Consider the following 24,429-nt stretch of genomic DNA (forward strand, 5'->3'; position numbering starts at 1 on the left):
GGGATGAGCAGGGGAATGTTGTATTTTGAGCAGGATTTTCACTGGGAGGTAGGGGGAATGCCAAGTGTTCATGATAATGAAATTGTTTCCTATAATGTTGATTTACAAAATGCCAAAATTACATTCCAAACTTTGGGCGGCAAAGACAATGAGGTTCCTGTCATAATTGAGTTTATTGAAGTCTTGGCTTATTTTTTTGAAACACAGTTGCTAGGGAGTATTCTTCTTGATATCAGCCAATTCGAAATAAGTTTATTTGTCACAAATAACAAGGAGTTATTAGAGAAGCAAAAGGACTCCGCTTGGCCGGTGTATTATGACAAAATAGAGGATTTGCTTGAATATTTACTACATAAAAATTACAACTATTATGTGATCTCCGCTTCATATGGTCTTAATGGATGGGTAATTGCTAAGGAGTATAATATTTATAACTGAGCAGAACGTTGTAAAGTTGACCCTGAGGGAGCTATCCCTCAGGGTCTTTCGTTTCTATGAGCGTTTGAAGAGAATGAGTAAAGCTTTGAAACCAAGCTTAGCCCCAGACATTGTTATCTCCTGTCATCCCCTACCCTGTAGCGCCGATTTCACAAGCAATAACCACGGAATGCTGCCGGTAGCGGGGATGCTGCTCTCCGGGTGAACCTCTGCGGCAAGAAGCAGCATGTGGTAGCTGAGGCCAGTGATTGCGGCAGCGCTGCCGGATTGCAGCAGCGTCTGTTCATCGGCGGACGTAAGCTGCGGGAGCTGCCCGCAAGACTGAGCGAGGGCTGCATAGAGCAGCCATTCCGCAGCGTCACCAGGAAGGCTATAGTGTTGTGATTGCTCGATGTAATTCGCACACCACTGCAATCTAAATGAAACGGGTGCATCCAGCAGTCCCCGCAGCAGTGGCAGGGGAAGTCTGCTCCAGAGAAAGCGCGCAGCGCCGGTAAGCCTGCCAAGCAGAAGCAATGTGTCCCAAGCGCCTGCTTGAAGCAGCAGTTGGGCTGCGTAGGAACAATCTGTAGAGCGAAGCGGTGCGTCTGTGCGGTGTTCCGAATCGGCTAAGCTGCCGATATCGGGGGCCGGGAAGGAACCTTCTGCCGGAACAGAAGGGTCTTCTTGCTCTTCGGCTGGGCATTGTGGCAGCCTGGAATGGCTGGCTTCAGCGTAGGGGGAGGCGACTGGGCGCTCCTGCATGCGGTTAGAGCCTGCCCGATGCTCCGCCGGGCAGGCTTGCTGCTGCGCGAGCCGGCGATGCGCGGCTGCGAGCCCGGGCGGCAGCTCCGCCAGCCGCCCCAAGCCTTGTCCTGCCGTGGCGATTCCGCCGCTGCGGCAGGACAAGGCCCACAGATAGCCGGATACCCACGGGTGATCCGGCGTATCCCCCCGCATCCGCGCAAGCGCGGCGGATGCGTCCCTGGGCTGTTCCGGGTCCCGGAACAGCGTCCCCAGCAGCACCTGAAGCAGCTGCCGGATATCCTCCGGCAGCTGCGGTGCTGCGAGAAGCGCCGCCAGCCACGGGGCGGCGCGGGCATTGAGTGCGGCAGGCACCAGCCTGCTCAGCACTCGCCGGGGCAGGGCAGGGAGCAGCTGACGCGTGAACACCGTCAGCTGCTCCGCTTGGCCGGACAGCAGGCACAGTGTGGCCAGTTGCTCCCAGGCGGCAAGATCGTCAGGCGAGTAGCCGATCGCCTGCCTGTAATGCTCTATGGCTTCCGCGTAGAGGAAGAGCCGCTCGCAGACCCGCCCGGCGAATAGGCGGGTGCGGTAGGTTCCGCTGCCGGAGGAGGAAGGGTATTTATGCGCGGTATCCCCGCTATCCAGCGCCCGCTGGAGCAGAGGATACGCCCGCCATACCTGCCCTTGCTCCAGCAGCAGCCCCGCATAGCTCTCCAGCAGATCAGTGAAATCTGCATATCTGATACTCCCGGCTTCATAGATAGCCTCCGCCTCTTCGGGCCGACCTCCCGCCTGAAGGGCGAAGGCTGTCTTGAGATACAGGTCGGCGGTATAGCCGGAGTCGGGCTGAGCTTCTTCCAGCAGTGGCAGCAGCAGGTCCGACGCAGCCTGATATTGCCCCTGCTGGTAATATTCCGTGCCCAGTGCATACCGCAGAGGAACGCTGTCCGGTTCAAGCCGCAGAGCAGCGCGGATCAGCTCCAGATTGCGGCTGGCTTTATTTTTGCACTGAAGCTCATCATCCAGATAGCCGTAATGGTGTACAGTTAGACGGGCATAAGCGATATGTCCTCCGGGGAGGCTCCAGATGCTGGAGGCCACCTCTTCATGAATGCTCCCGCGAAAACAGATACGTGAATCATTACGGAACAGCCGGCACACATTGTCTGTTGTGTATTCGCACCCGAAGCCCTCTCCTACATAATGGATAAAAGGCAGGAAATACCCGTCCGCATGCTCCGATTCCAGCAGACGCTCTAACTCCTCCGCCTTCCAGTCAGCAAGGGCTTCATCTGCATCCAGTACCAGAATCCAGCCATAGGAGGCCAGCTGCAGGGTATGATTACGGGCTTTGGAGAAATCGTGTTCCCAGGGCAGCCTGACCACCCGGGCACCGAACCTGCGGGCGATAGCCATACTGTTATCCTCTGATCCGGTATCAGCGATAATGATCTCCGAGACCATACCCTGAACAGACAGCAGACATTGCTCCAGATGCTGCGCCTCATTCCTGACGATCATGCAGAGCGAGATCCCGGGAGTATCCATGGTCTGTAGCTCCTTTCTAACAGTATTTGATTGAAAAATTGGGAGTGCACAGCAAGCGGAGCGGGTATATTCCTGCCGGACTGGAGAGCCGTTATTTCCCCAAAAACAGTACTTTTTACGGAGTGGCGGACTGAGAGGACCCTATTGATTCTCTAACCGATGATTGTGGGCAGCATATCCGCCTTTAAGCGCACTGGAGTCCGTAACCCTTCCCAAGCATGCGTTTTCTCTAAAATAAACGATCCTCAGTCCGCAACGCTCTGTCACACCGGCACTCTCCTGAAAAAATGAACTATACAGAGGTAACTCCCATCATCTGGTGATACACTAATCGGCTGATCTGGGAAGCGGTAGAGAGAGGCGCGCAGCCGCAGCCGCCGGTGAATATATGGCCGAAGTTATGAGTGCAGCCAGAACCTTGTCAGCCAAAAGAATCCAGGGCTGCACAGCCGCAGCAATAGCAGATAAAGGGACTTCGGTATTCCGGTCCGCCGGGACAACTGCAGGATGACTAAGCAACCCGGTGATATCATCGTAGCCCAGCTCAGCTGCGGAAGCTGCTTCTGCCCGCTGCAACAGCTCCAACAAATCAGCAGCAGGCGGCACCTCAAGCGCTGCATCATTCACCGCCCCCGCACCTTGCATCACGCTATCGATCTCACCTGCACTCTGCGTCATAGCATCCACCGTTCCCACATCTTGCACCGCCGCATCGATCACTCCCGCACTCTGCATCGTTGCACCCGATGCTCCCGCATCCCGCATCACAGTATCTATCTCACCCGCATTCTGCACCCCGCCATCCATCTCTCCCGCTGCCACACCAGCCCTCACCCCGCCCCCAAGCATATCAGCCGCCGCTGTATAACAGCCATCCCTTACCAGCAGGCGTAGTAGCTCCTGGCGCTGTTCCGACAGAATGCCGGGCAGCTGTCCGGCCAACCAGCCGTGGAGCTCTGGCTCGCGGCCCGTGCATTTGAACAAGCGCGTAAGCCGGGGGATCAGCGGCCAGGGGTCCGGCTGGAGCTGGGCTGCCCTGGTGAAGCAGGCTGCCGCTTCATGGTCTTCGCCGATCTGCTGGCAGACCTGCCCCAACAGCGTGTGGGTGAGATATGTGCCTATCCCGGATTCCGTATGGTAGAGGGGAGGTGAGGCACCGATCTGCAGTGCCCTGCGCAGTGCCGCCTTGGCTTCGGCTAAGGCTGAGACCTGCAGCAGCAGCGCACCTTTGAGATGGTGAAGATCGGGATAGTCCGGGAAGAGCGAGCTTCCCTGCCCGCACGCCTCCAGCGCCCCCGGGGAATCACCTGTTACCGCCAGGCAGCGGGCTTTGTATTTATAGAGCAGGTGAATATAGCTGGTCCCCGGCTCGGCCAGGTTCAGCGAGGTGCCGATATGCTCCAGCGCCTGCCCGTAGTCGCCAAGCCGCATATATTCAACTGCCAGATTGAAATGCTGAAAAGCATCTCCAGGACTCTCCTCCAGCTGCTGCTTCAGCAATCCGAGATTACGGCTGATTTTATCTTTTCGCTCCACGACCCCGGCGGCATAGCCGTAGTGATGGACAATGACGGTGCCCATATGCATCGCGGCATCCGGGGTCTCCTGCACAATGACAGCCGCAATCTGCTCATGAATAATGCCGCTGAAGCGATAATTCGGGCGGTTCTTGAACATTCGGAGGATCGGGTTAACCGTAAGCGTCTGCGAAGCACGCTCTGTCCCCTGATGATTATGAATCCGCACAAAAAAAGCCTCATACTCCGTATGCTTCGCGCACACCAGCAGCTCATCCCGGCTCCCCGGATCCAGCTCCTCGTCTGCATCCAGCACCAGAATCCAGGTGCCGCGTGCCAGGGCGAGACCGGCATTGCGTGCGGCGGCAAAATCCCCGTTCCACGGATAATCGATAATCCGGGCACCGAAGCTGCGGGCAATCGAACAGGTGGTGTCGGTAGAGCCAGTGTCTACAATGATAATTTCATCCACAGCTCCGCGTACACTCCGCAGACAGCGGGCCAGGTTGTCGGCTTCATTTTTGACGATCATGCACAAGGAAATCAGCGGTTGTTGCGGTTTCGTGGTCATAAGCTCAGATCCGCTCCTCTCTGCCGCTGCGTGTAATTCCACTTCGTATGCCAGGGGGTGCAGCGCAGCACAGAGATGGATTGGGCAACCGCTGCCCTGTCCTCCTGAAGCGGACCCTGAACCGGCTGTCCCACCCCCTGGAGACGTTCTACAGCTTCTGCGAGACGCTGCTCCGCCAGATGCAGATAACAGAGCGCCAGTCCGGTGCTAACTGCATCGTCTGCAGGGGATTCCCCCAGGGCAAGCCGGTACCAGCCGGCAGCTTCCGCATAATGCCCGTTATCGATGAGCAGTTCTCCGAGATACCGCAGGGTTGCACCTGAAGCTTCCTTGCTGCCTGCAAGGCAAATGAACAGTTCCCCCGCCTCTGCACGCCAGCCTTCCTCATAGAGCGCTTCTGCCAGAGTGCTTGTATGTGCCGGGAACCGTCCAACCAGCCGCTTGCCCAGCGCGATGAACTGGTGCTTCACAGCGAGCCGGATCACCTCGGCAAGCAGAGCGGATTCCCCGAAGGCGGCGAACTCCGCTTGCTGCACGGCACTATCGGACGACAACCTTGCGTCGATCTCCAGCAATGCGGAACGCACCTCCGCAGGTGATTGCAGCCACAACTCCTCTTGCAGCTTCTCGTCCAGTTCCCATGTCACCATGGCTTCAAGAAGCCATAGCTGCCGCAGCGTTTCTGTGTCCAATCCTCCGGCTGAGAGATGTAGAGTGCCGGCCCGCAGCTTGGCGGCTGTCTTCCTGAACGAATGATATTTTCCGGTAATGATCCAGGAAGACAGCAGGAACAGCAAGGTGTCCTCTTCCAGCGGGCAGACCGCGGACGGCAGCTCTGCAATCGTCTTATAAGCGCCCAACTGATATAAAGTACCGATCATTGCGGTTCTCGAAGCACGCTGCGCTGTACCGGTCAGCTGTATCAACAGCGCGGCAATCTCTCCCTCTGGCACCTCCAGCTCCTGAAAAGCAGAGGCGATCCCCTCCAGAGCGGGGAGATACAGAGAGTGCTGCTGCAGCGCACGATGGAACAACTGCGCGGCCTCCTTCTGCTTCCCGAGCTGCTGGAAGATGACCCCCATCCGGTGCAGCGGGCGGAAGCTGTCCATGCCCTGTTCGGTGACGTAGGCTCTGCGCGGAGCCGGGGCAGACGAGGTATCTATGGCGTGCTGGTAAGACTGGACGGCGCGTTCATAGAATCCTTGGCTCTCCCAGGACTGGCCCTGCATGTAATGCAGGTCGGGATAATCTCCATAACGTGTCAGCTCGCGGGTCAGCAGGCTGTCGACCGCTTTTACATGACCGGCGGCCAGATCGATTTTGCACAGATCGCGAATGATCGAGGGACGGTAAGAGGCTTGAAGCGGAGCGAGAGTAAGACTCTGGCGCAGCAGTTCTCCGGCTTCCTCCAGTCTTCCATCCTGACAGCAGGTGACCGCCAGATTATAACGGGCGAACACATCGTCAGGCTCTTCTGCAAGCGCAAGACGCAGCAGCTGCTCGTTGCGGCTGACTTTATGCTTGGCGCTCATGACCGGGGGCAGGTAGCCGAAGTGAAGAATCTCTATTGGACTGGCCTCGATGGCGGCGGACCCATGTTTTGTGAGAATAGAGGACTCTACACTTTCATGAATTCTTCCGCTGAAAAGATAGCCCTGCCCACCCCGGAACAGCCGCACAGGATGGTGATACAGACGATCCTCCGGCCTGCTTCCCAGCAGGTTCTCTATACGCACCGTGTAGGCTTCAGCTGTGCTGTCTCCGAGAATCTCCTTAATTGACTCTATGGAAGTCTGAAGGATTTCATCGGCATCGAGGACCAGTATCCAGCTGCTGGCTGCATGGGGGAGACCGGTATTGCGTGCCTCTGAGAAATGGTGGTTCCACTGGGCTTCAATGACCGTTGCCCCGTACCTCCGGGCGATTTCCACGGACTGGTCCGTGGAGCCGGTATCGACCACTATGATTTCATCGGCGCCCTGCAGACTAGCTAGGCAACGTGGGAGCAGCTCGGCTTCATTGTTAACAATGAGCTGTACGCCGAGTGTAGGTTTGGCAGATGGATTCAAGATCGTTCCTCCTTCGCGGGCCTTAGTTCCTCCGGGTATTCTGCAAAATGAGCATGTAAAGCCGCTGCCGTCATATGTAGATGCGGAATACCGCACAGGAAAGAGTACATGGGTACCCATGCACTCTTGGCTTTTGCATCGTATGACGGAAACTATACTTACGTTCCTTGTGCATCAAAAATAACATTAAGCGTAGAAGCTGCGCCCGGCGTGGCGGATTGATAGGAAAGGCGGGTGTATTTCAGGAACCGGGCAGGCACAATTACGTCTACAGAACCTGCTGCCAACGGATTGTCTCCGGTCGTATCGACGAAATAGTTGGTTCCGTCTGCACTGATCTCGACCCGTGTATTTACCGGATTGGCTCCGGTATTCACAATGAAGTAGGAATAGGTGCCAAGGACGCTAGTATTGTTGGCTGGTAGAGGCGTATAGGTATCTGAGGTAGCAATTGCGGTAGTAGGCAGCTCAATAAAGCTGCGCTGGGAAATAGAGGTTACGCTGCTCAGCGTACCGGCAGTAATAGTCGCGCCAAGCACACTAGTAATCGTACCGTCTAAGAGGTTAGTCACTGTACCAGCAGATGTTAATGTACCAGCAGTAATAGTCGCGCCAAGCACACTAGTAATCGTACCGTCTAAGAGGTTAGTCACTGTACCCGCAGATGTTAATGTACCGGCAGTAATAGTCGCACCAAGCACACTAGTAATCGTACCGTCTAAGAGGTTGGTCACTGTACCAGCAGATGATAGCGTACCAGCAGTGATCGTCGCACCAAGCACACTAGTAATCGTACCGTCTAAGAGGTTGGTCACTGTACCCGCAGATGTTAATGTACCGGCAGTAATAGTCGCACCAAGCACACTAGTAATCGTACCGTCTAAGAGGTTAGTCACTGTACCCGCAGATGTTAATGTACCAGCAGTAATAGTCGCGCCAAGCACACTAGTAATCGTACCGTCTAAGAGGTTGGTCACTGTACCAGCAGATGTTAATGTACCGGCAGTAATAGTCGCACCAAGCACACTAGTAATCGTACCGTCTAGCAGGTTAGTCACTGTACCCGCAGATGATAGAGTACCGGCAGTGATAGTCGCACCAAGCACACTAGTAATTGTACCGTCTAACAGGTTGGTCACTGTACCCGCAGATGTTAATGTACCAGCAGTAATAGTAGCACCAAGCACACTAGTAATCGTACCCGCAAGGATGTTCGTGATTGTACCGGCCGAGGTTAATGTACCAGCAGTAATAGTCGTGCCAAGTATGCTAGAGATGGTGCCGTTCAAGATGACGGTGGTCAGATTCCCGCTGGCATCCGTGGTTAGCGGCCGGTCGATCAGGGTCGAGGGGTCCCGGCCAAAAATAAGTGTGCGCAAATTATCCGGATTCGCCTGAAATGAACTGAAATTTGGCAAAATAGAGTCATCCTTTCTGTGGGCAATTTCTACCGTCAGCCTGCTCATGAAAAGACCCAAACCGTCGTCTGGGTCCATAAGCATGTATAGGCTGCCGGGTTAATAGAGAGAAGCATGAGTTGGGCAGGACCATTCGAATGGTGTGATATTAGGATATGGAGCTTTTAAGAGAATGACTGGGTTAACTCTGCAAAAATACGCAGCCGCCAAACAACCTGCCGGACAGCTTCGCATACTATGAAAATATGCTAGACCGACAGAAGGAGTGAGAATATGCCAAATGAGACTGTGTTTAACCAGAATAGCCAGCCGCTGTATACCGAGCAGGTGAACACCTATATTGCACCCGGGATCGACACTCTGCCTGAAGCGGGAGCCGCGATGTCAGGCTTATTGTTTGGGATTCCTTTTGCCTCCACGGTGGGTACTTCAACGCCGCTTGTCATGCAGATAGCTAATCCCGGCGGTAGCGGACGTACCTTGTATATCTCCCGCATCATCGCAAGCACGGGAACAGCGTCAGTCACCTTAACCTTGCTGCGTAATGCAACGGTGGGGGGCATGGCGGTCACTCCGGTTAACTATAACTTCGGGAGTGCGGTCACAAGCGTCAGTACTGCCCGGACCGCTACGGCTGCACCTACAGGCTCCCCGGCGACATTAATGTCGATGCTGCTGGCTATAGGTCCGGTCATCCTTAATATGGACGGCAGGATTATTCTGCCGCCCGGCAACTCGCTCACGATATCGGTAACGATTGCGTCAGGGAGCACTTCGGCAACAGGCAACATCAGCTGGTGGGAATTTTAGAGCGGAAGGAGAAGGGATGAACCATGCCCAATAATTATGTGATCAATGACAATGACCAGCCGGTTTATGTGGAAATGACGAATACCTTCCGCGCCCCGGATATCAGCGCCCCGCCTGAGATGAGCGCTTCGCAGGCAGCCGTATTATTCTCGGCGAATGCCTCGAATTCAGCAACGATCGTGCTGTCGCTTCTCTCGGCTGTTATTTCAGTCCGCATCAGTAATCCTGCGGGCAGCGGCCGGACCTTGTATCTGTCCCGGATCAGCGGCAGTATCGGCGGCACCTCGGTGCTGACCTCAATCTCTGGCAGCTTTAGCATTGTCAAGGGAGGCACGATTTCTTCGCCGTCCACGGTGACGCCGGTGAATAATAATCTGGCCAGCACGGCAGCAAGCAGCATGACGGTCCAATCCTCCACCGCAGCTATTTCCGGGGGCACTGTGCTGGCGAATGTTCAGATTGCGCCGGGAGTGTTCAGCCCGGCTTTTACCGGCAGCATTATTGTCCCTCCGAACAATGTCATCAGCATCAGCGTAAGCTCCTCAAGCGCGGCAGTCGGGACAATTATATCTGCGTTAAGCCTGAACTGGTGGGAGAGATAGCAGGCCGGTGCTTAAGCACCTCTATAGCTGTTTCACGCTAGACATCCTTCTATTTCTTGCTGAAACGGTACCGCCGCTTAGAGCACGGCAGAGCCGAGCCCACTTGACTTCAAGGTGACTAAGGTTTATTTTTCTATAAATGGATGAATTAGAGGATTGGGGAGGAGGAAGCATGGAGCGCTGTCTGTTTATACACGGCTTCACCGGAGGCGAATACGAGATTTCTCCGCTTGCGCAGTTTCTGGAGGCGAACGGTTATGTGTCCAGAATGTTTACCCTGCATGGACATGGAGGCGGCAGAAGGGAGCTGCTCCATTCAAGCCGGGAGGACTGGCAGCTAAGCGCCGAGGAGGAACTGAAGCAGCTATTCTCAAGCTCCGACAAAGTACATCTGATCGGCTTCTCTACCGGAGCGCTGATTGCGTCGCGGCTATCGGTTCAATATTCTTCCAGGATTCAGTCGCTCACCTTATTGTCAACCCCGGTGTATCCGCTCAACCCGGCCGAGATTCTGCGTACGCTGGTCCGCCCGGAGATGCTCAGGAATTATCTCAGCAAATGGGGTTCTACACCCATGAGGGCCACACGGGAGTTCCAGCGGCTGGTTCGTGAGAGCTTCGAGGTCTATCCGCAGCTGGAGGTGCCGACCTTGATTGTACAGGGCAGGCGGGATCATCTGGTGAAATTCAAAAGTGCGGACTATCTCCGGCAGACGATTCCCTCGGAACGCAGACAGGTGCTGATTATGGAGCAAAGCGGACATATGGTCTGCCATAGCGCGGAGAGTCCCGCCATGATGGATGAAGTGCTCCGGTTTATCCGCCGCGCCGGTCATTCCGGGTAAACGAAGAACCCTTCCAGCACTGGAAAGGGTTCTTCGGTCTGTCGCTGCTTCTATGATTATACGTTGACATTGAGGAGGGGGCGTGGTATTTTCAGCTTAAGGAAACCGGTTTCCTATTGAAAAGGATGATTACCGTCCTCCCTCTATTCTTCTATTCCGTTATTGCCTGATTCCGTTAGTTATTCCGCAGCAGCCCCGCCGCTTCGCTTGGAAGATAACCGGGGAATCAACTCCGGCTCCAGCAGTTGTCCGCTCACGGCAGCTTCTTTGTTATCCAGCTTGTCCATTAATAATCGTCCTGCGGATGCGCCGAGCTGGAAGGTATCCATATCGAGTGAAGTCAGCGGAGGAGTGGTGTAGGGGGACAAGGGATATTCATCGAACGTGGCAATGCCCAGCTGTGAAGGAATGGAGATATTCAATTCCCGGGCCGCCTGCAGCACGCCGTAAGCAGAGAAGTTGCTCATGCAGACGATGGAGCCGGGGGGATTCGCACTTTGCAGGAGCTGCTTGGCTGCCTGATAGCCATCCTCCTGGGCCGCCCGGCCATTGATGATCCAGCCGCTCTGCACAGCCATTCCCGCCTCGCCGAGTGCCCGCTGATAGCCAGCTGCACGGCGCAGGAAGAGCGGCTCATCCTTCTCGCCGCCGATGAAGGCCACAGACGGGTAGCCCTGGTCCAGCAGATGCCGGGTCAGCATGAATCCGCCCAGCTCATTGTCGCAATCGACCCAGATTCCCGGGGCGTTGATCTCACCGATGGAGATATAGGGGAACTCAAGCCGGTTCAGCTCCGCGCACAGCTCAGGAGTCAGCACCGAGGTGTTGGCAATAATGCCGTCCACCCGCTTATTCAGCACCAGCCTCTGCAGGAAATGCCCCTCCGCATGGTCATGCTGGATATTGGCAATGGTCAGCTCATATTTCAGAGGACCAATGATGCTTTCCACCCCGCCGATAATGTTATAAAAGAACTGATTGAGAAACTCACTTTCCTTGGACATATCAATGAGGATAGCTATCGTATTGCTGCTCTGTCTGGCAAGTCCGGTGGCGATGCTGCTTGGGGTATAGTTCATCTGCTTGATGATGTCCCGGACCCTGGCCTTCGTTTCCTCGGATATTTTGGGAGAGTCGTTCATGACCTTGGATACAGTGGATTTCGCGACACCCGCTGCCTGGGCGATATCCTTAATAGTAACTTTCATAGCTTTCCCTCCCGTCCTTACGGTATGGTACGCCTTAATGGCGAACTTTGTTCTACCTGTCATAATAACACAGTTGCTGAGGCTGCTCTATGCGGCATAAAAGGAGAGTATACAGTATGCTTACCCGGTTATTCGTATATCACACAGCGGAGGACCCCTTTGCCTTCCCGGCAGGCCCCCGCCTGCTTAAACTCAGACTATTCGTGCAGACCGGACAGTCCTTGTCCTGCACAGTTGTCCACGCTGACCGTTATGATTCACCCGGCCATGAGCTTCCGCAAGAGATGGAGCGGATCGGCTGTGCGGGAGCGTATGACATTCATGAAGCCCTTATTCCGGCCGAGACTGGCAAATGCCGGTATCTGTTCCATATCGGGAATCCCGCAGGTGAATACATATGGTATGGGGAGCGGGGAAGCTCCGAGAACAGGGACCAGGCGGGTGCCTTTCAATATGCCTATATTCACCGCCCGCAGGCTATCACACTGCCTGCCTGGAGTTCAGACGCGGTGGTCTATCAGATTTACCCCGAGAGCTATCATCAGGGGACGCTTCAAGGCATTACAGACAAGCTTACATACCTGCAAGAGCTTGGCGTGACTGCTATTTATATGACGCCAATCTTTGAATCGCCTTCCGGGCATAAGTATAATACTTCCGATTATTATAAGGTAGACCCTGGATTCGGGACGCTTGAGGATCTGAAGATGCTGGTTGAGACTGCACACCGGCTGGGGATGAAGGTTCTGCTGGATGCGGTCTTTAACCATTCCGGCGATACCTTTTTTGCCTTCCGGGATGTATTGGAGCATGGAGAGGCCTCACGCTATAAGGACTGGTTCTTTATTCATTCCTTCCCGGTCAGCGCTAAGCCGGCTCCCGGCTATGAGACCTTCGCCAAGGCGGAGTCGAGTATGCCGAAGCTGAATATGGATCACCCTGAGGTAGCGGATTACATGATGGACGTTGCCAGGTATTGGGTGCGGGAAGCCGGGATCGACGGCTGGAGACTGGATGTGGCTAACGAAGTGACTCCGGCCTTCTGGACAAGACTGCGGCGGGAGCTGAAGGCGGAATTCCCGGACCTGCTGCTCATTGGCGAGATTATGCATGCTTCCGGACCTTGGCTGCGGGGAGACCAGTTCGACGGCGGCATGAATTACCTGCTGCGGGATGCGGTGCTGGAGTTTTTTGCAGCGCAGTCTGCGGGGCCGTCCCGGTTCATGGAGCAGCTGCTGCATCAGGAGGCCTTGTACAATGATCAGGCCAATTCGGCAATGTTCCAGCTGCTGGGCAGCCACGATACGCTGCGTTTCCTGACCGCCTGCAAGGAGGGGGGGCGGGGCTGGGACCGGGAAGCTACGGCAATGAGCCGGATGCGGCTGGCTGTTTTTTTCCAGATGACTTATATTGGGCTGCCGATGATCTATTACGGGGATGAGGTAGGAATGGAAGGCGCTACAGACCCGCATTGCCGGCGGCCGATGCTCTGGGAGGAGCAGGCTCAGCATACCGGACTGCTGGACTGGTACAAGCGGCTGATCTCGCTGAGAAAAGAGCATGAGGTGCTGCGCAGAGGGGCCTTCCGCCCCTGGTTCACAGATGAGACGCGCGGTGTCCTGGGCTATGTCCGGCGCAGCGGGCAGGACCGGATGGGGCTGATTATCAATAACTCCCCCAACCGCTACCATCTGGAGCTGCCCGCCTACCGTTCGGACACCAAAGTGCTGACTGAGCTGTTAAGCGGACTCACCCTCCGCAGCTCAAGCAAGCTTCTTGTGGAGATTGAGCCGTTCGGCTGTCTGATGCTGCACTAACCTGTAACCTCTGTCCACGGTAAAAGAGTAACGGACCCTGAGGGGCGCAGCAGGCAGGTGTTATTTCTTCTTTTTGTTCAGTCTCAGCAGCCGGAATTCCTTGTTCTCCCATTGCTTGAGCAGCGGATAAGGATCGAAGGCCCACTCCGTAATGCCGCGGTCACGGTAGATGCCATAATGCAGGTGGGGCGGGAACTTGCCCTGTGTGCCCGGGCTGCCGTAGCCGGAGCTGCCGACCCAGCCGATGGTCTGCCCCGGAGTGACAATATCCCCGCGCAGCAGGGACTTCTCATACCCCATCAGGTGGGCATAATAATGGTAGCGGTTCTCGATATCGCGGATACCGATGCGCCATCCGCCGTAGCGGTTCCAGCCCTTGGTCTCCACAATGCCGAAGCAGGTGCTGCGCACCGTCAAGCCATGCGGCGCGAACAGATCCGTGCCTTCATGAATGCGCGCGCCGCCCCAGCTCCGGCCGGTTCCCCAGGTGCTGCGGTAGGCATAATTGGTCCCTATCGGCAGCGGAAATGCACTGCCGGACAGATCCAGCCGTCCGAAATGCTCATATAGCTTGGCGAACTGGGAGACGCGCTGGGCGGCCCGCCCGTTGTGATAATACTCCCAGATCCCTATATTGAAATCCGTAGCGGAATCCCCGTACTTGAGCAAGTGGCGGGCCATGCTGTAGAGCACATCCGCATCGCTCTCGGGATCGGCGATGCCGTCTCCCGAGCCGTCCAGCCCGAAGCCGCCGAAGAAGCGGATCGACTCTGGCTGCTTGTCGTCCTGATCCGGATTCAGCGGACCGGACCATACGGGCGCCGGAATCATAATTCCGGTAAGCCGTGGCTTAGCCGCTGCAGCAGGGCTTTCTGCGGCGGCTGTTTTTTTGCTTTTCCTGGCGATGGACCGTTCGTACTGATCGATGGCAGCGAAGCGGTACCAGGGGATGCCGGTTGCCGCGCCCATCTGCTCAAAGAGCTGCTTGCGGTCAGCGGCGGCAGTCTCTTTGCTGTCTGCGGGAGCAGGACTGCCCGAGCTCAGTTCGGGAATTTTATGATAACGGGCAGCTTGGGTGCTTTCGGCAGGACTACCGCTCCAGAGCAGGGCGGCGGCAGACATGCACATCAAGGTTCTGCGGGTGTAGGGGCTATTTAATAAGGCCAGCATGATCTCATCCTCCTGCGTTTGGACGCATGAATTGCATATATGTTTGCGGAAGCGGCACCCGGGCCAGGTGCTTTTCTTTAGATTGAAGCAAAAGGACTTTTTTTATCCATGACTGCTCCAAGGTTCACAAAAACAGGCAAAGGACTACTTCACATGCTATAATATGAGGCAGCAACTTTTGACTGTGAAATAAATTGACATGACATTCAGATCGAAAGCGGGGTCTCATCACTTTGACTAATCGAACAGCCAAACAGCCCAAGCCAGACTGGATCAAAATCAAGTTAACCACCGGTGAGGAATATCAGGAAATCAAGGGTATGATGCGCTCGAAGACGTTACATACCGTATGCGAGGAAGCACGCTGCCCGAATATTTATGAATGCTGGGCGAACCGCACGGCGACCTTCATGATTCTGGGGGGTATTTGTACGCGCGCTTGCCGCTTCTGTGCGGTGAATACAGGCCTGCCGACCGAGCTGGACCTGCTGGAGCCGGAACGTGTGGCAGAGGCTGCCGAGGGGATGCAGCTTAAGCATTGTGTGGTTACGAGCGTGGCCCGCGATGATCTGAAGGATGGGGGTGCGGCGATTTTTGCCGGGACGGTGTCCGCGATCCGTAAGCGCCTTCCTCTATGCAGTATAGAAGTGCTGATTCCTGATTTCCTGGGAGACCGCGCGAGCCTGGAGACCGTGATGAACAGTAATCCGGATATCCTGAACCACAATATCGAGACCGTGGAGCGGATGTCAGACCGTGTCCGGGCCCGTGCCAAATACCGCCGTTCCCTGGAGCTGCTGCGCCGGGCCAAGGAGATGAAGCCGGAGATTCCGACCAAATCGAGTATTATGCTTGGCGTCGGTGAGGAGTGGGATGAGATTCTGCAGGCGATGGATGACCTTAGAGCCGTAGATTGTGATATATTGACATTAGGACAATATCTTCAGCCTTCGCCGAAGCATCTGAATGTGGAGAAATACTATCCGCCCGAGGAGTTCGCGGTGCTGAAGGAAGAGGGCCTGAAGCGCGGCTTCAGCCATGTGGAGGCCGGCCCGCTGGTGCGCAGCTCTTATCGTGCCCATGAGCAGGTGAAGTCTGCTGCCGTGGCCCGTGAGGCGCGTTCCGTTTCACAGGCATAGGTAGGTCTTTTAGTCTATTTTCGTTGGGTTCGATTTTATAAAAACTTGTGTAAACAAGTTTGCCGCGTGACGGAGTCACAGAAAATAGGTTTTGATTTTATGTTTTGGTTTATGATGTAGATTTCTTTTGTTACAAAAGGGGAAAGGACCGAAGCTGCGTAGCGACGAGGTCCTGGGGTGTACGGTTATACCACCCCTTCACGTTGATGGAGTCATGGAGAGGGATTTTGAAATTGTAGGAGCGGCAGCGTCCGCCTTTGTGGTCTGATTTCAACCGCTCAGCGGATAAATGAGGAAATCAGACCACAACAGCGGCCGGAAATTCAAAATCCCGCGGAATGACGGCTTATCAACGCCCCCCCATTTCTCATTGAAAGGCAGGCGACACACGCTTGATCGTTATAGGTGGAAAAGGTTACGAGCTGATGCTCGATCATAAGGATGGCTGGAACCCGGAGGCTTTTCGCGGAAGATACAGCGAAGTGCTGGAGCGGTACGATTATATCATCGGTGACTGGGGCTACAGCCAATTGCGCCTCAAAGGCTTTTACCGGGATAATCACCCTAAAGTGAACCGCGACACGGCCATCTCAGGCATGGTGGATTATATTAACGAATACTGTAACTTTGGTTGTGCGTACTTTGTGCTGCATAAGCTGAAGGAGTCTCCGCAGGAGGGAAGCTTCAAGGATATTCTGATCAAGGAAATCCCGGAGCCGGGGCTAGACGAGGATCTGGAGCAGGATGCTGAACAGGTGGTAACGGTAAAAGAACACCGGGAGCCGCAGACGAAGGGTACAGGCCGGGACAGGGATGCCGCAGGCGGCTCTGGCCGGGAGCATGCAACCAAGGACAGACCGGTGCGTGAGCACCAGAGCCGCAATCACCGCAACAAAGAAGGCCAGGGCAAGAAGAACCATAAAGAGTTCCAGGGCAGAGGCCAGGGCGGAAATCAGGGTAATCCTAACTCTAAGCAGAACAGAGAACACAATCCGAAAAGACCCAACAGGCAGGATAACCAGAATCAGAATAAGCAGGATAGACCGGAGAAGCAGGACAACCAGAACCAGAACCAGAACAGACAGGATAGTAACCAGAACAAGCAGGACAGACCAGACAATAACCAGAGCAAGCAGGACAACTAGAACGATAGCCAAGGGGGACAGCATGTACCCCCGGTTTCTCAATGTAACTTAAAAAGCCTCCTCAGCACATTAGCTGAAGGGGCTTTTTCTAATTCAATGGGCGGGCGAGAGGGCACGGGCCAAATGTATGCGAAAAACAGCATACAGTCGGTGAGCTGATGCTACCGCGCATGGGCCGAACGAAGCACAAATAAGCAAAAACAGGGGCACTAATGCCCCTGTTTTTACCGGATGCCCCCGTAAGCGGGCAGATTCTATTTCACAGCTAATTTCAGCTGTTTCAGTGAAGCATTGTAGCTCCATACGAGCGCAGGGAACTTTTTCTTGAAGGCATTCAGCTCGATGAAGGACTCTCCGTCCTGGAACAGCGCCTCCTTGGAGGCCAGGGTGAACCCGGATACGTTACCGGCGCCGGTGGTCAGCATTACCTTTTTGTTCTTGGCATCCCAGGAGACCTCATTCTCCACTAGCGCGGCGAGGACACGGGAGGCGGCATACACTTTATCGCCCTGCTTGATCAGACCTACATTACCGGCAAAAGCAGTGCCGTTGATATCCAGAATATGATGGTCACCAGACGCGACAATCTCTTTCATTCCGGCAATTTGCAGAGCGGTAATCAACTGGGCAGTTTTGCCCTTGACCTCGATATCAGGCGCAAGCCCGATATGGTTGAAGTCCTCCTTGTTCGGAGTCAGATACTTCATGGTGGTCAGCTTCAGCTCGCCGCCGCCGGACATGGGAATCAGGCTCTGAATCCGGGCCTTTCCGTAGGAGCGCGTGCCTACAACTGTAGCCAGCTTGTTGTCACGAAGTGCACCGGTTAAGGCTTCGGAGGCGCTGGCCGTATACTCATTGGTCAATACGACCACAGGCACGCCGATCTTGCTGCCGTTTGTAATTGCGACCGGCTTCAGTGTACCGGTCTGATCGGAGGTGTACATCATAATGCCGGCATCCATGAACTTCGAGACGATATTCTGGGCGCTGTCCATGTAACCGCCCGTATTATCTCGCAGATCAAGAACCAGCGATTTCATGCCGCCTGAACGCATTTTGTCCAGTGCTGCGGAGAATTCCTCATCGGCAGTCTGGGTGAAGCCGTTGATGGAGATGTAGGCGATTTTGGAGCTAAGCATCTTGCTGGTTACGGAGCTTGTAGCAATCTCGCTGCGGGTAACCGTATAGGATTTGTTAGCTCCGTTTCTTTGAATCAGCAGAGAGACCTTCGTGCCCGCTTTGCCGCTCAGCTCATCGCCGTTCGTATCAGCCACCCGCACGCCATTGATCTTGAGAATGGAGTCGCCGCGCTTTAGCCCCGCGGCCTCGGCCGGTGAACCGCTCATGACCTCTTCAATATATAGCTCTTTGGCCGTATACATCAGCCGGACACCGATGCCGACATATTCCAGATCGACCTGATGACCGAAGTCAGCAGCCTCCTCCTTCGTGAAGTATTGGCTATAAGGATCGTCCAATGTGCTTACCATACCGTCAATTGCACCGCGGATAAGTGTATCCTGGTCCACACCCTCAACGTTGTAATACTCCAGATATTGCATAATTTCATTGATGATCTCCGTCTTCGAGGCTTGCGCCGCTTCTGTAGAGGCAGCAGCATCTGCCGCTGAAGCCGCAGGGGCCCAGGCGATGGATAGCGCCAGACAGCCGCTTAAGAGTGCGGTAACGATTTTGGCTGATTTCATGAGTTCATTACATCCTTTAGATGAATTTTTGAATTTAGGACTGCGCGTCGAAGCCGATATGATAAGTAGTGTCGATCGTCCAGGCCCCGCTCTCCGGCTTCGAGAGCAGGAGGATCAGAGACTCGGTATAGGTCTCCTTCGATTCACCGTCCGTAATCACCACTTCCGCATAGACTGCTGCTTCATAGTCAGTGTAGTAGAAGACATTGGAGGTGGATACCGTATAACTCAGCTCGTAGCTGATGAAATAATCACGCAGCTCATCTTTGTACGAATTATCATTCTCCTCCCCGTACGAGGTCATCACGGCAAGGACGTTATCTATATTACGGTCATTCATACCCTGGTAGTATTTGCTCAGCGTATCCTTAATCCCGGTCTGATCACCCTGTGGAAGCACAGCGGGCTTCATGCCTTGTTCGCGCGTCAGCAGCACAGAGGATTCCTGCAGCTCCATTTCGGAGATCTTCCACGCGCCGCCTTGACGGGTCAGCGTATATAAATATTCGTATTGCTCATCCGGAGTATAATAACCGCCGGTTCGTACTGCTTTTTCGACAGTATAGACCGTAGCTTCATTGCCTGTAACACTGAGAACTTTAAGACTCTCAATCGTGTTCTTGATGTCATATAGCTCGAACTGGGCATTCATATTGCTTACAGCTTCCGTTTTGTCTGACCCTGCATCGACAAGCGAATAGAAGCTGCTGGCCTTCTCTTCATTATAATATTGGTTAGCTAAGTGAATGATAGCCTTGATCTCCTGCTCACTGGAGGCGGAGGACGGCGATACGGTGATCTTCACGCTGCGGCTGGCTGCATCCCAGACCGCTGTGCCCCCGGTGGCTTCGGCAATGAAGCGCAAGGGTATGTAAGTGGTCCCGGCGTTCGATACAGGAGCGACTGTAAGCTGCTTGACGGTTCCGTTGACGCTGGCCCGCTTGCTGCCTACCTTAAGGCTGATATCCAGCCCTGTTCCGGTGCCGGTTACCGTGCCCGTCTTGGAGTCCCACAGCACCTGCAGGCCAAGCTTCTCAAAAACAACGCGGAAAGGCACAAGCACCGTATTATTCTTCAGATATGGAGTGCCTGCTGTGAAGGCAAGATTACTGCCGTTAATATACACTTTAATGGGTTTGTCTGCGGCAAAAGCGGGAACCGCCAGCACAAGAGCCAGCAGGCTGATGCCTAGCAGGGATACTAATTTCTTCAATAGATTCGCTCCTTCAAATAGAAAACTTTGTAAAATAGAACCATTATACCATTTGGAAATTCCGTCTGTCTATTTATTCTAAGGGTTACTTCCAGGCTCAATAGAGTTGCCGTCAGCCGGCATGATAAAGCCGGAGATCGGGGGCATCTCCGGCTTTACAGGCATATACTAACTAGACCAAGAAGGCCTCCCGGACACGGTTCCAGAACGGGAAAGGGCGGTAACGGGCGAAGCTGATTTTGTGATCCGCGACCTGAGCACGTACCGAAATCAGATCATCCACCGGAATATTATTATGGTCAATGGTCAGCAGCAGGCGCTGATCCTTGCGCGAGAAGATATCGCAGTGATGATGCTTGGGCAGCATTAGCGGCGAGCCCATGGTCCGGAATACCCGGTTATTAATGGAGGCAATTTCAGCAATCTGCAGCGCCTCGATCGAGGGGTGCACCATAGCGCCTCCCAGACTTTTGTTATAAGCGGTACTGCCGGAGGGTGTGGATACACACAGGCCGTCCCCGCGGAACATCTCAAAGGTCACATCATTAATATCCACCTGGATCACAACCGTCCCGTCCACGCCCTTAAGGGTGAATTCGTTCAGGGCAATGTGCTTGCTGGAGCCGGATTTCTTATGTATTTCCAGTTCGAGCAGCGGGTACTGTACGATACGGGGTTTATGCGGCCCAACCTCTCCGCACATGTAATTAATCAGGGACGGCAGCTCTTCGGCCTGCCAGTCCGCATAGAAGCCCAAATGGCCGGTATGCACGCCAACAAATGCGAGGTTCGGGATCTGATCGATAAACGTATGAAAAGCGTGCAGCATCGTGCCGTCACCGCCAATAGAGATCACGATTTCCGGTGACTTGGCATCCAGCTCCAGATTCCGGCCTTGCGCCAGCTTGTGAAATTGCTCCGCTAGTTGGATGGATAATTCATCTCCGCGGTCCAGAACATAATATCTCAAGGTGTACAGGCTCCTTTGTGTAATTCAGTCATACACCGATCATAATCAATCTTGACCCCGAACACAATATTAGCGCTGTGAAAAGCCGGAATCCGCTTCAGTGCTGCATCAGTAGAGCCGTGACATATCGAATTAGCTGCGGTGCGCATAAGATTGCCGCCACAGCTTTCCCAGCAGAAAGACTACCAGTGACAGGGCCAGCATGACTGCAAGCAGAAGGCAAAGCAGGCTGATGCTGCTGATCAGGGCAGCTTCTGGAGCGGCCAGCCCGGAAGCGGCGGGTAGTACGGACCACTGACCGGCCAGTCCCGAGCTGACTACCGGCTTCCAGAGCAGGAGAAGCAGAACCGCTGAGAGCAGGGCATGCACCAGGCGGGCGGCCATGAACGGGAGATAGCGCAGACCGGTACCGTTCAAGATACTGGCGACCTGCGCATGAACCGACAAGCCGCCCCAGGAGAGGATGAACGCTGCCGCCGCTGCCTTGAACTGCAGCGGAACGCCTCCGGCAGCTTCGCCCGCCGACCGGGCGCCGAGCGTCACTTCGAATAAGCCGCTGACCAAGGCGGCTGAGAGCTCAGGCGGGAAGCCGGCCAGCGACAGCAGGCGTCCGGTCATGCTGAACAGAGCGGACATTACGCCGGCACGGGCGAGCAGCTCCATCAGCACATTGAAGAACACAACCAGCCCGCCGACAACAATAATAAGCTGGAGTGAGGAGGTAACGGCACTCTTCAGCAGCTCGCCGAGACTTCTGCCGTCTACCCGGCGTGCATGTGCCATCGCGTTCAGGGCAGTCCGCAGCCTTCCGGGGCCTTGTCCTTCCGGAGATGCAGAAGAGCTGCCTGAATGGGGGAGGGCGGTGTTCTCAGCTGCTGCTTCCGGCCTGCCCCGGCCATGGAAGGACATCAGCAGACCTACGATGAGCCCTCCCCCGTAATGGGCAAGGGCAAGCACAAGCCCCAGAGAGGCATCGTGAAAGAATCCGACAGAGACTGCGCCCAGCAGGAAAATCGGGTCCGAGGAGGTCGTGAAGGCGACAAGCCGCTCGCCTTCGATTCTGCTAATCATTCCCTGCTCGCGCAGCTTGGCGGTTAATTTCGCGCCGACAGGGTATCCTGATACATATCCCATTGCTAGGGCGAAGCCGCCGCTGCCGGGTATATTGAAGAGCGGGCGCATCAGCGGATCAAGCAGAGCGCCGAAGAGATGGACGATGCCGAAGCCCAGCATAATTTCAGAAATGACGAAGAACGGGAACAGCGAGGGAAACAGCACATCCCACCAGACGGCGAGCCCGCGCAGCGCCGCATCCAGAGAGCTAGCGGGATGGACCAGCATCAGCAGCATACAGCCCGCCAGCACGATCCCGAGCAGCGGGCTTGCGATTTTGTTCAGAGTCATCGGTTTCTCGCCTCCAGTTCTATGCTTAGTTGTATGCCGAAAGCTGGACAAACAGCACAAAAAAACGAGGAAAACGGTTACATTTACCGGTGCTTTTTCACTGAAATTATGGTATTATAAACTTAATTAATGCACATCTTGTTGAGATGGATTTTCAGGGATGGAGTGATGGTGATGAGTGTGGTTGCCGGAGTGCTCGTTTGTGCTTTTGTATATGTGATCCGGGTCTCCCTTGTCCCGCCTGGTGATGAAGATTTTAGAACATACTGATTAGCTTACGAGCGCTGAACTCCGGTTTGGCGCCTTTTTTTGTTCAAATTTTTATTTTCATAGGCTTAGCAGGCATGTCTTAAGGCAGGGATAACTGTGCAGCCTGTTTTTTGGTATAATGATAAGCAACTGCTTATCAGATTAATACGGAAGAAGGCGAAACCTCCAAATGAATCCGAAAGAGAGCCTGTATGACAGCCTGGGAGGCGCTGAGGGAATTCACCGTCTGGTGACTGTGTTCTATGCCAAGGTGCAGCTTCACCCGCAGCTCAGCCCGTTATTCCCTGAAGATATTACTCCGGTGCTGGAGAAGCAATATCAGTTCTTGAGCCAATTCTTTGGAGGCCCTGCCCTGTTCTCCGAGCAGCACGGCCATCCCATGATGAGAGCCAGACATATGCATGTCCCCATCACTCCTGCTCTGGCGGAGGATTGGCTCGCCTGCATGAAGGCGGCGCTGGAAGAGATTGGTGTGGAGGAGTCCCTGCGTACGTTTGTTCTGAGCCGGCTGGCGGGTCCCGCCCATCATTTTGTCAATATGCCCCATGAATAAAGTGTAGTTGTGAAAGGATGAGGGCACCCGTGCCGGAATTAATACCGCTTTACTCGATTAAGGTTACCTGCTGTAACTGTGAACATGAATTTTCAACCTCAAGAGTACGTCCCAGCCTGAAGAAGGCCATCCGCCGCGATGCGGACTTCTGCTCCTATTACAAGGCGGAGAATCCCGATTATTATGTGGTCCGGGTCTGTCCGAAGTGCGGCTTTGCCTCCACGGAGAATTCAGCGGACAAGCTGGCTGACTGGCAGCGGAAGTCCTTCGATGCACAAGTAGGAAGACGGTGGCAAGCCCGCGACTTCGGAGAGAAGCGTAGCTGGGAGGAGGCTCTGGAGACGTACAAGCTGGCGCTGATCTGCGCGCAGAGCATTAAGGACAAGGAACGTATTATTGCCAGCCTGCTTCACCATATTGCCTGGCTGTACCGTTATCAAGGGGATTCGGTGCAGGAGAAGCGTTTCCTGGCCTATTCGCTGGACGAGTATGTGAAGGTGTTCGAGAATGATTCATCCGGTGGTAATGATGCGCGGCTGATGTATCTGATTGGTGAGTTGAACCGCCGGATCGGGGAGTTCGCCGCTGCTGTGCGGTGGTTCTCAAGGGTCATTAATGACCAGCGGATTACGGACGCGGCCATGATCCGGGCTTCGCGCGAGCAATGGGCCATTCTGCGTGAGCAGATGCGCGGGCTGGACGTTGATCCGGACGGGCTTCCCGCAGGTACATAGAAGGCGGAATGAGGGTGTCAGAGTGTCTATCCGGTATACCGGAACGCAAAAAGGCGTAGAAGGGATGCCTCTTCTACGCCTCTGCCCGCTTAAGCGGGGCGAACTGCCGGACAACCGCGTTTAGCGGACCGCCCGGTCAAACAACAAGTAGTCATTGTCATTATCAATGACGGTGGGACTTGCACTGCAGCAGGGAAAGACCAGCAGCTTTTTTTTGCCGTCACGCACGTGCTGCAGCTCCTTGGGTTTCATCGGCAGAAGAACATTCTCATGGTCGCAGAAGGGGCAGTATTGCACGTACATGTCGCCAAGAATAATGTCATAAGGCCAGGTATGGCTGAAGGGGATCATTGCTTGTCCTTCTCGTCAGAGGGAGCAGGCACGCTGCCTTCGGGGGTCTCGCTAGCAGCTTTCTTGGATAATTCAGCGATCTTTTGCAGCAGGATATGTTGGGGCATATGCATCAGGTGTTCCAGCGGAACGCCGAGTTGTTTCGATAAGGTGATGGCCGTCTCCGGCGATATTTGCAGTGGCTTCATTAGGATGCCCTCCTTACA

General features: G+C 54.8%; 21 protein-coding genes. 9 read left to right on the top strand and 12 right to left on the bottom strand.

The features are described 5' to 3' along the window. The first annotated feature begins 15 nt into the window (after window positions 1–15). The gene (locus tag NSS64_RS02035) at window positions 16–438 is read left to right on the top strand and encodes a hypothetical protein (protein WP_340938227.1); all 423 of its coding nucleotides are present in this window, start codon (window positions 16–18) and stop codon (window positions 436–438) included. Between the two features lie 123 nt (window positions 439–561). Here NSS64_RS02035 and NSS64_RS02040 read toward each other — a convergent pair whose 3' ends face one another. The 4 genes from NSS64_RS02040 to NSS64_RS02055 form a co-directional block, all read right to left on the bottom strand. Next, on the bottom strand, window positions 562–2,712 hold the full coding sequence (locus tag NSS64_RS02040; protein WP_341139055.1) for a glycosyltransferase: 2,151 nt from the start codon (window positions 2,710–2,712) through the stop codon (window positions 562–564). Between the two features lie 327 nt (window positions 2,713–3,039). Next, the gene (locus NSS64_RS02045; RefSeq protein WP_341139056.1) at window positions 3,040–4,800 is read right to left on the bottom strand and encodes a tetratricopeptide repeat-containing glycosyltransferase family 2 protein; all 1,761 of its coding nucleotides are present in this window, start codon (window positions 4,798–4,800) and stop codon (window positions 3,040–3,042) included. Then, on the bottom strand, window positions 4,797–6,869 hold the full coding sequence (locus NSS64_RS02050) for a glycosyltransferase (protein WP_341139057.1): 2,073 nt from the start codon (window positions 6,867–6,869) through the stop codon (window positions 4,797–4,799). Before NSS64_RS02050 ends, NSS64_RS02045 begins: the two co-directional genes overlap by 4 nt. Window positions 6,870–7,027: 158 nt before the next feature. Beyond that, the gene (locus tag NSS64_RS02055) at window positions 7,028–8,287 is read right to left on the bottom strand and encodes a DUF6385 domain-containing protein (RefSeq protein ID WP_341139058.1); all 1,260 of its coding nucleotides are present in this window, start codon (window positions 8,285–8,287) and stop codon (window positions 7,028–7,030) included. A gap of 273 nt (window positions 8,288–8,560) precedes the next feature. Between NSS64_RS02055 and NSS64_RS02060 the strand changes: the two genes are divergently transcribed. From NSS64_RS02060 to NSS64_RS02070, 3 genes are all read left to right on the top strand, one after another. Then, the gene (locus NSS64_RS02060; RefSeq protein WP_340938235.1) at window positions 8,561–9,097 is read left to right on the top strand and encodes a hypothetical protein; all 537 of its coding nucleotides are present in this window, start codon (window positions 8,561–8,563) and stop codon (window positions 9,095–9,097) included. A 23-nt stretch (window positions 9,098–9,120) separates the two neighbouring features. Further along, window positions 9,121–9,699, top strand: a complete 579-nt coding sequence (locus NSS64_RS02065) for a hypothetical protein (protein ID WP_340994370.1) — start codon at window positions 9,121–9,123, stop codon at window positions 9,697–9,699. 172 nt (window positions 9,700–9,871) lie between these two features. After that, a complete protein-coding gene (locus NSS64_RS02070; protein ID WP_341139059.1) occupies window positions 9,872–10,543 on the top strand; it encodes an alpha/beta hydrolase in 672 nt (223 codons plus the stop codon). Between the two features lie 179 nt (window positions 10,544–10,722). Here the strand turns inward: NSS64_RS02070 and NSS64_RS02075 are convergent, their stop codons facing one another. Continuing rightward, window positions 10,723–11,751, bottom strand: coding sequence for a LacI family DNA-binding transcriptional regulator (locus NSS64_RS02075; protein ID WP_341139060.1), 1,029 nt, complete (start codon window positions 11,749–11,751; stop codon window positions 10,723–10,725). Between the two features lie 116 nt (window positions 11,752–11,867). Here NSS64_RS02075 and NSS64_RS02080 point away from each other — a divergent pair, with 116 nt between their 5' ends. Beyond that, entirely contained in the window at window positions 11,868–13,568 is a 1,701-nt protein-coding gene (locus NSS64_RS02080; RefSeq protein ID WP_341139061.1) for an alpha amylase N-terminal ig-like domain-containing protein, read from the top strand. 60 nt (window positions 13,569–13,628) lie between these two features. Here the strand turns inward: NSS64_RS02080 and NSS64_RS02085 are convergent, their stop codons facing one another. Further along, on the bottom strand, window positions 13,629–14,738 hold the full coding sequence (locus tag NSS64_RS02085) for a M23 family metallopeptidase (RefSeq protein ID WP_341139062.1): 1,110 nt from the start codon (window positions 14,736–14,738) through the stop codon (window positions 13,629–13,631). Between the two features lie 233 nt (window positions 14,739–14,971). Between NSS64_RS02085 and lipA the strand changes: the two genes are divergently transcribed. Both lipA and NSS64_RS02095 read left to right on the top strand, forming a co-directional pair. Next, entirely contained in the window at window positions 14,972–15,877 is a 906-nt protein-coding gene (gene lipA / locus NSS64_RS02090; protein ID WP_341139063.1) for a lipoyl synthase, read from the top strand. Window positions 15,878–16,269: 392 nt separating this feature from the next. Next, window positions 16,270–17,022 (top strand): YutD family protein, encoded by a 753-nt coding sequence (locus NSS64_RS02095; RefSeq protein WP_340938248.1) that lies wholly within the window; start codon window positions 16,270–16,272, stop codon window positions 17,020–17,022. Window positions 17,023–17,276: 254 nt separating this feature from the next. Here the strand turns inward: NSS64_RS02095 and NSS64_RS02100 are convergent, their stop codons facing one another. The 4 genes from NSS64_RS02100 to ylbJ all read right to left on the bottom strand — a co-directional run bounded on the left by NSS64_RS02100 (window position 17,277) and on the right by ylbJ (window position 22,315). Continuing rightward, window positions 17,277–18,728, bottom strand: coding sequence for a S41 family peptidase (locus tag NSS64_RS02100; RefSeq protein ID WP_340938250.1), 1,452 nt, complete (start codon window positions 18,726–18,728; stop codon window positions 17,277–17,279). Between the two features lie 34 nt (window positions 18,729–18,762). Beyond that, the gene (locus NSS64_RS02105) at window positions 18,763–19,941 is read right to left on the bottom strand and encodes a stalk domain-containing protein (protein ID WP_341139064.1); all 1,179 of its coding nucleotides are present in this window, start codon (window positions 19,939–19,941) and stop codon (window positions 18,763–18,765) included. 172 nt (window positions 19,942–20,113) lie between these two features. After that, a complete protein-coding gene (locus tag NSS64_RS02110) occupies window positions 20,114–20,911 on the bottom strand; it encodes an NAD kinase (RefSeq protein ID WP_341139065.1) in 798 nt (265 codons plus the stop codon). 132 nt (window positions 20,912–21,043) lie between these two features. After that, window positions 21,044–22,315 carry a sporulation integral membrane protein YlbJ gene (ylbJ, locus tag NSS64_RS02115; RefSeq protein ID WP_341139066.1) on the bottom strand — a complete coding sequence of 424 codons (1,272 nt, stop codon included), beginning with the start codon at window positions 22,313–22,315 and terminating at the stop codon, window positions 21,044–21,046. Window positions 22,316–22,754: 439 nt separating this feature from the next. On the opposite strand from ylbJ, the gene NSS64_RS02120 reads away from it, so the two are divergent. Next, window positions 22,755–23,138 carry a globin domain-containing protein gene (locus NSS64_RS02120; RefSeq protein ID WP_036722077.1) on the top strand — a complete coding sequence of 128 codons (384 nt, stop codon included), beginning with the start codon at window positions 22,755–22,757 and terminating at the stop codon, window positions 23,136–23,138. A 17-nt stretch (window positions 23,139–23,155) separates the two neighbouring features. Beyond that, on the top strand, window positions 23,156–23,872 hold the full coding sequence (locus tag NSS64_RS02125) for a DUF2225 domain-containing protein (protein ID WP_341139067.1): 717 nt from the start codon (window positions 23,156–23,158) through the stop codon (window positions 23,870–23,872). A gap of 120 nt (window positions 23,873–23,992) precedes the next feature. On the opposite strand, the gene NSS64_RS02130 is transcribed toward NSS64_RS02125, so the two are convergent. Together NSS64_RS02130 and NSS64_RS02135 are read right to left on the bottom strand one after the other, a co-directional pair. Then, entirely contained in the window at window positions 23,993–24,223 is a 231-nt protein-coding gene (locus tag NSS64_RS02130) for a hypothetical protein (protein WP_340938257.1), read from the bottom strand. Further along, window positions 24,220–24,411, bottom strand: coding sequence for a YycC family protein (locus NSS64_RS02135; protein ID WP_036722071.1), 192 nt, complete (start codon window positions 24,409–24,411; stop codon window positions 24,220–24,222). Before NSS64_RS02135 ends, NSS64_RS02130 begins: the two co-directional genes overlap by 4 nt. Between the last annotated feature and the right edge of the window lie 18 nt (window positions 24,412–24,429).

The sequence above is a fragment of the Paenibacillus sp. FSL H8-0122 genome (genome assembly GCF_038005345.1).
In the GTDB taxonomy this organism is placed as follows: domain Bacteria; phylum Bacillota; class Bacilli; order Paenibacillales; family Paenibacillaceae; genus Paenibacillus_AQ.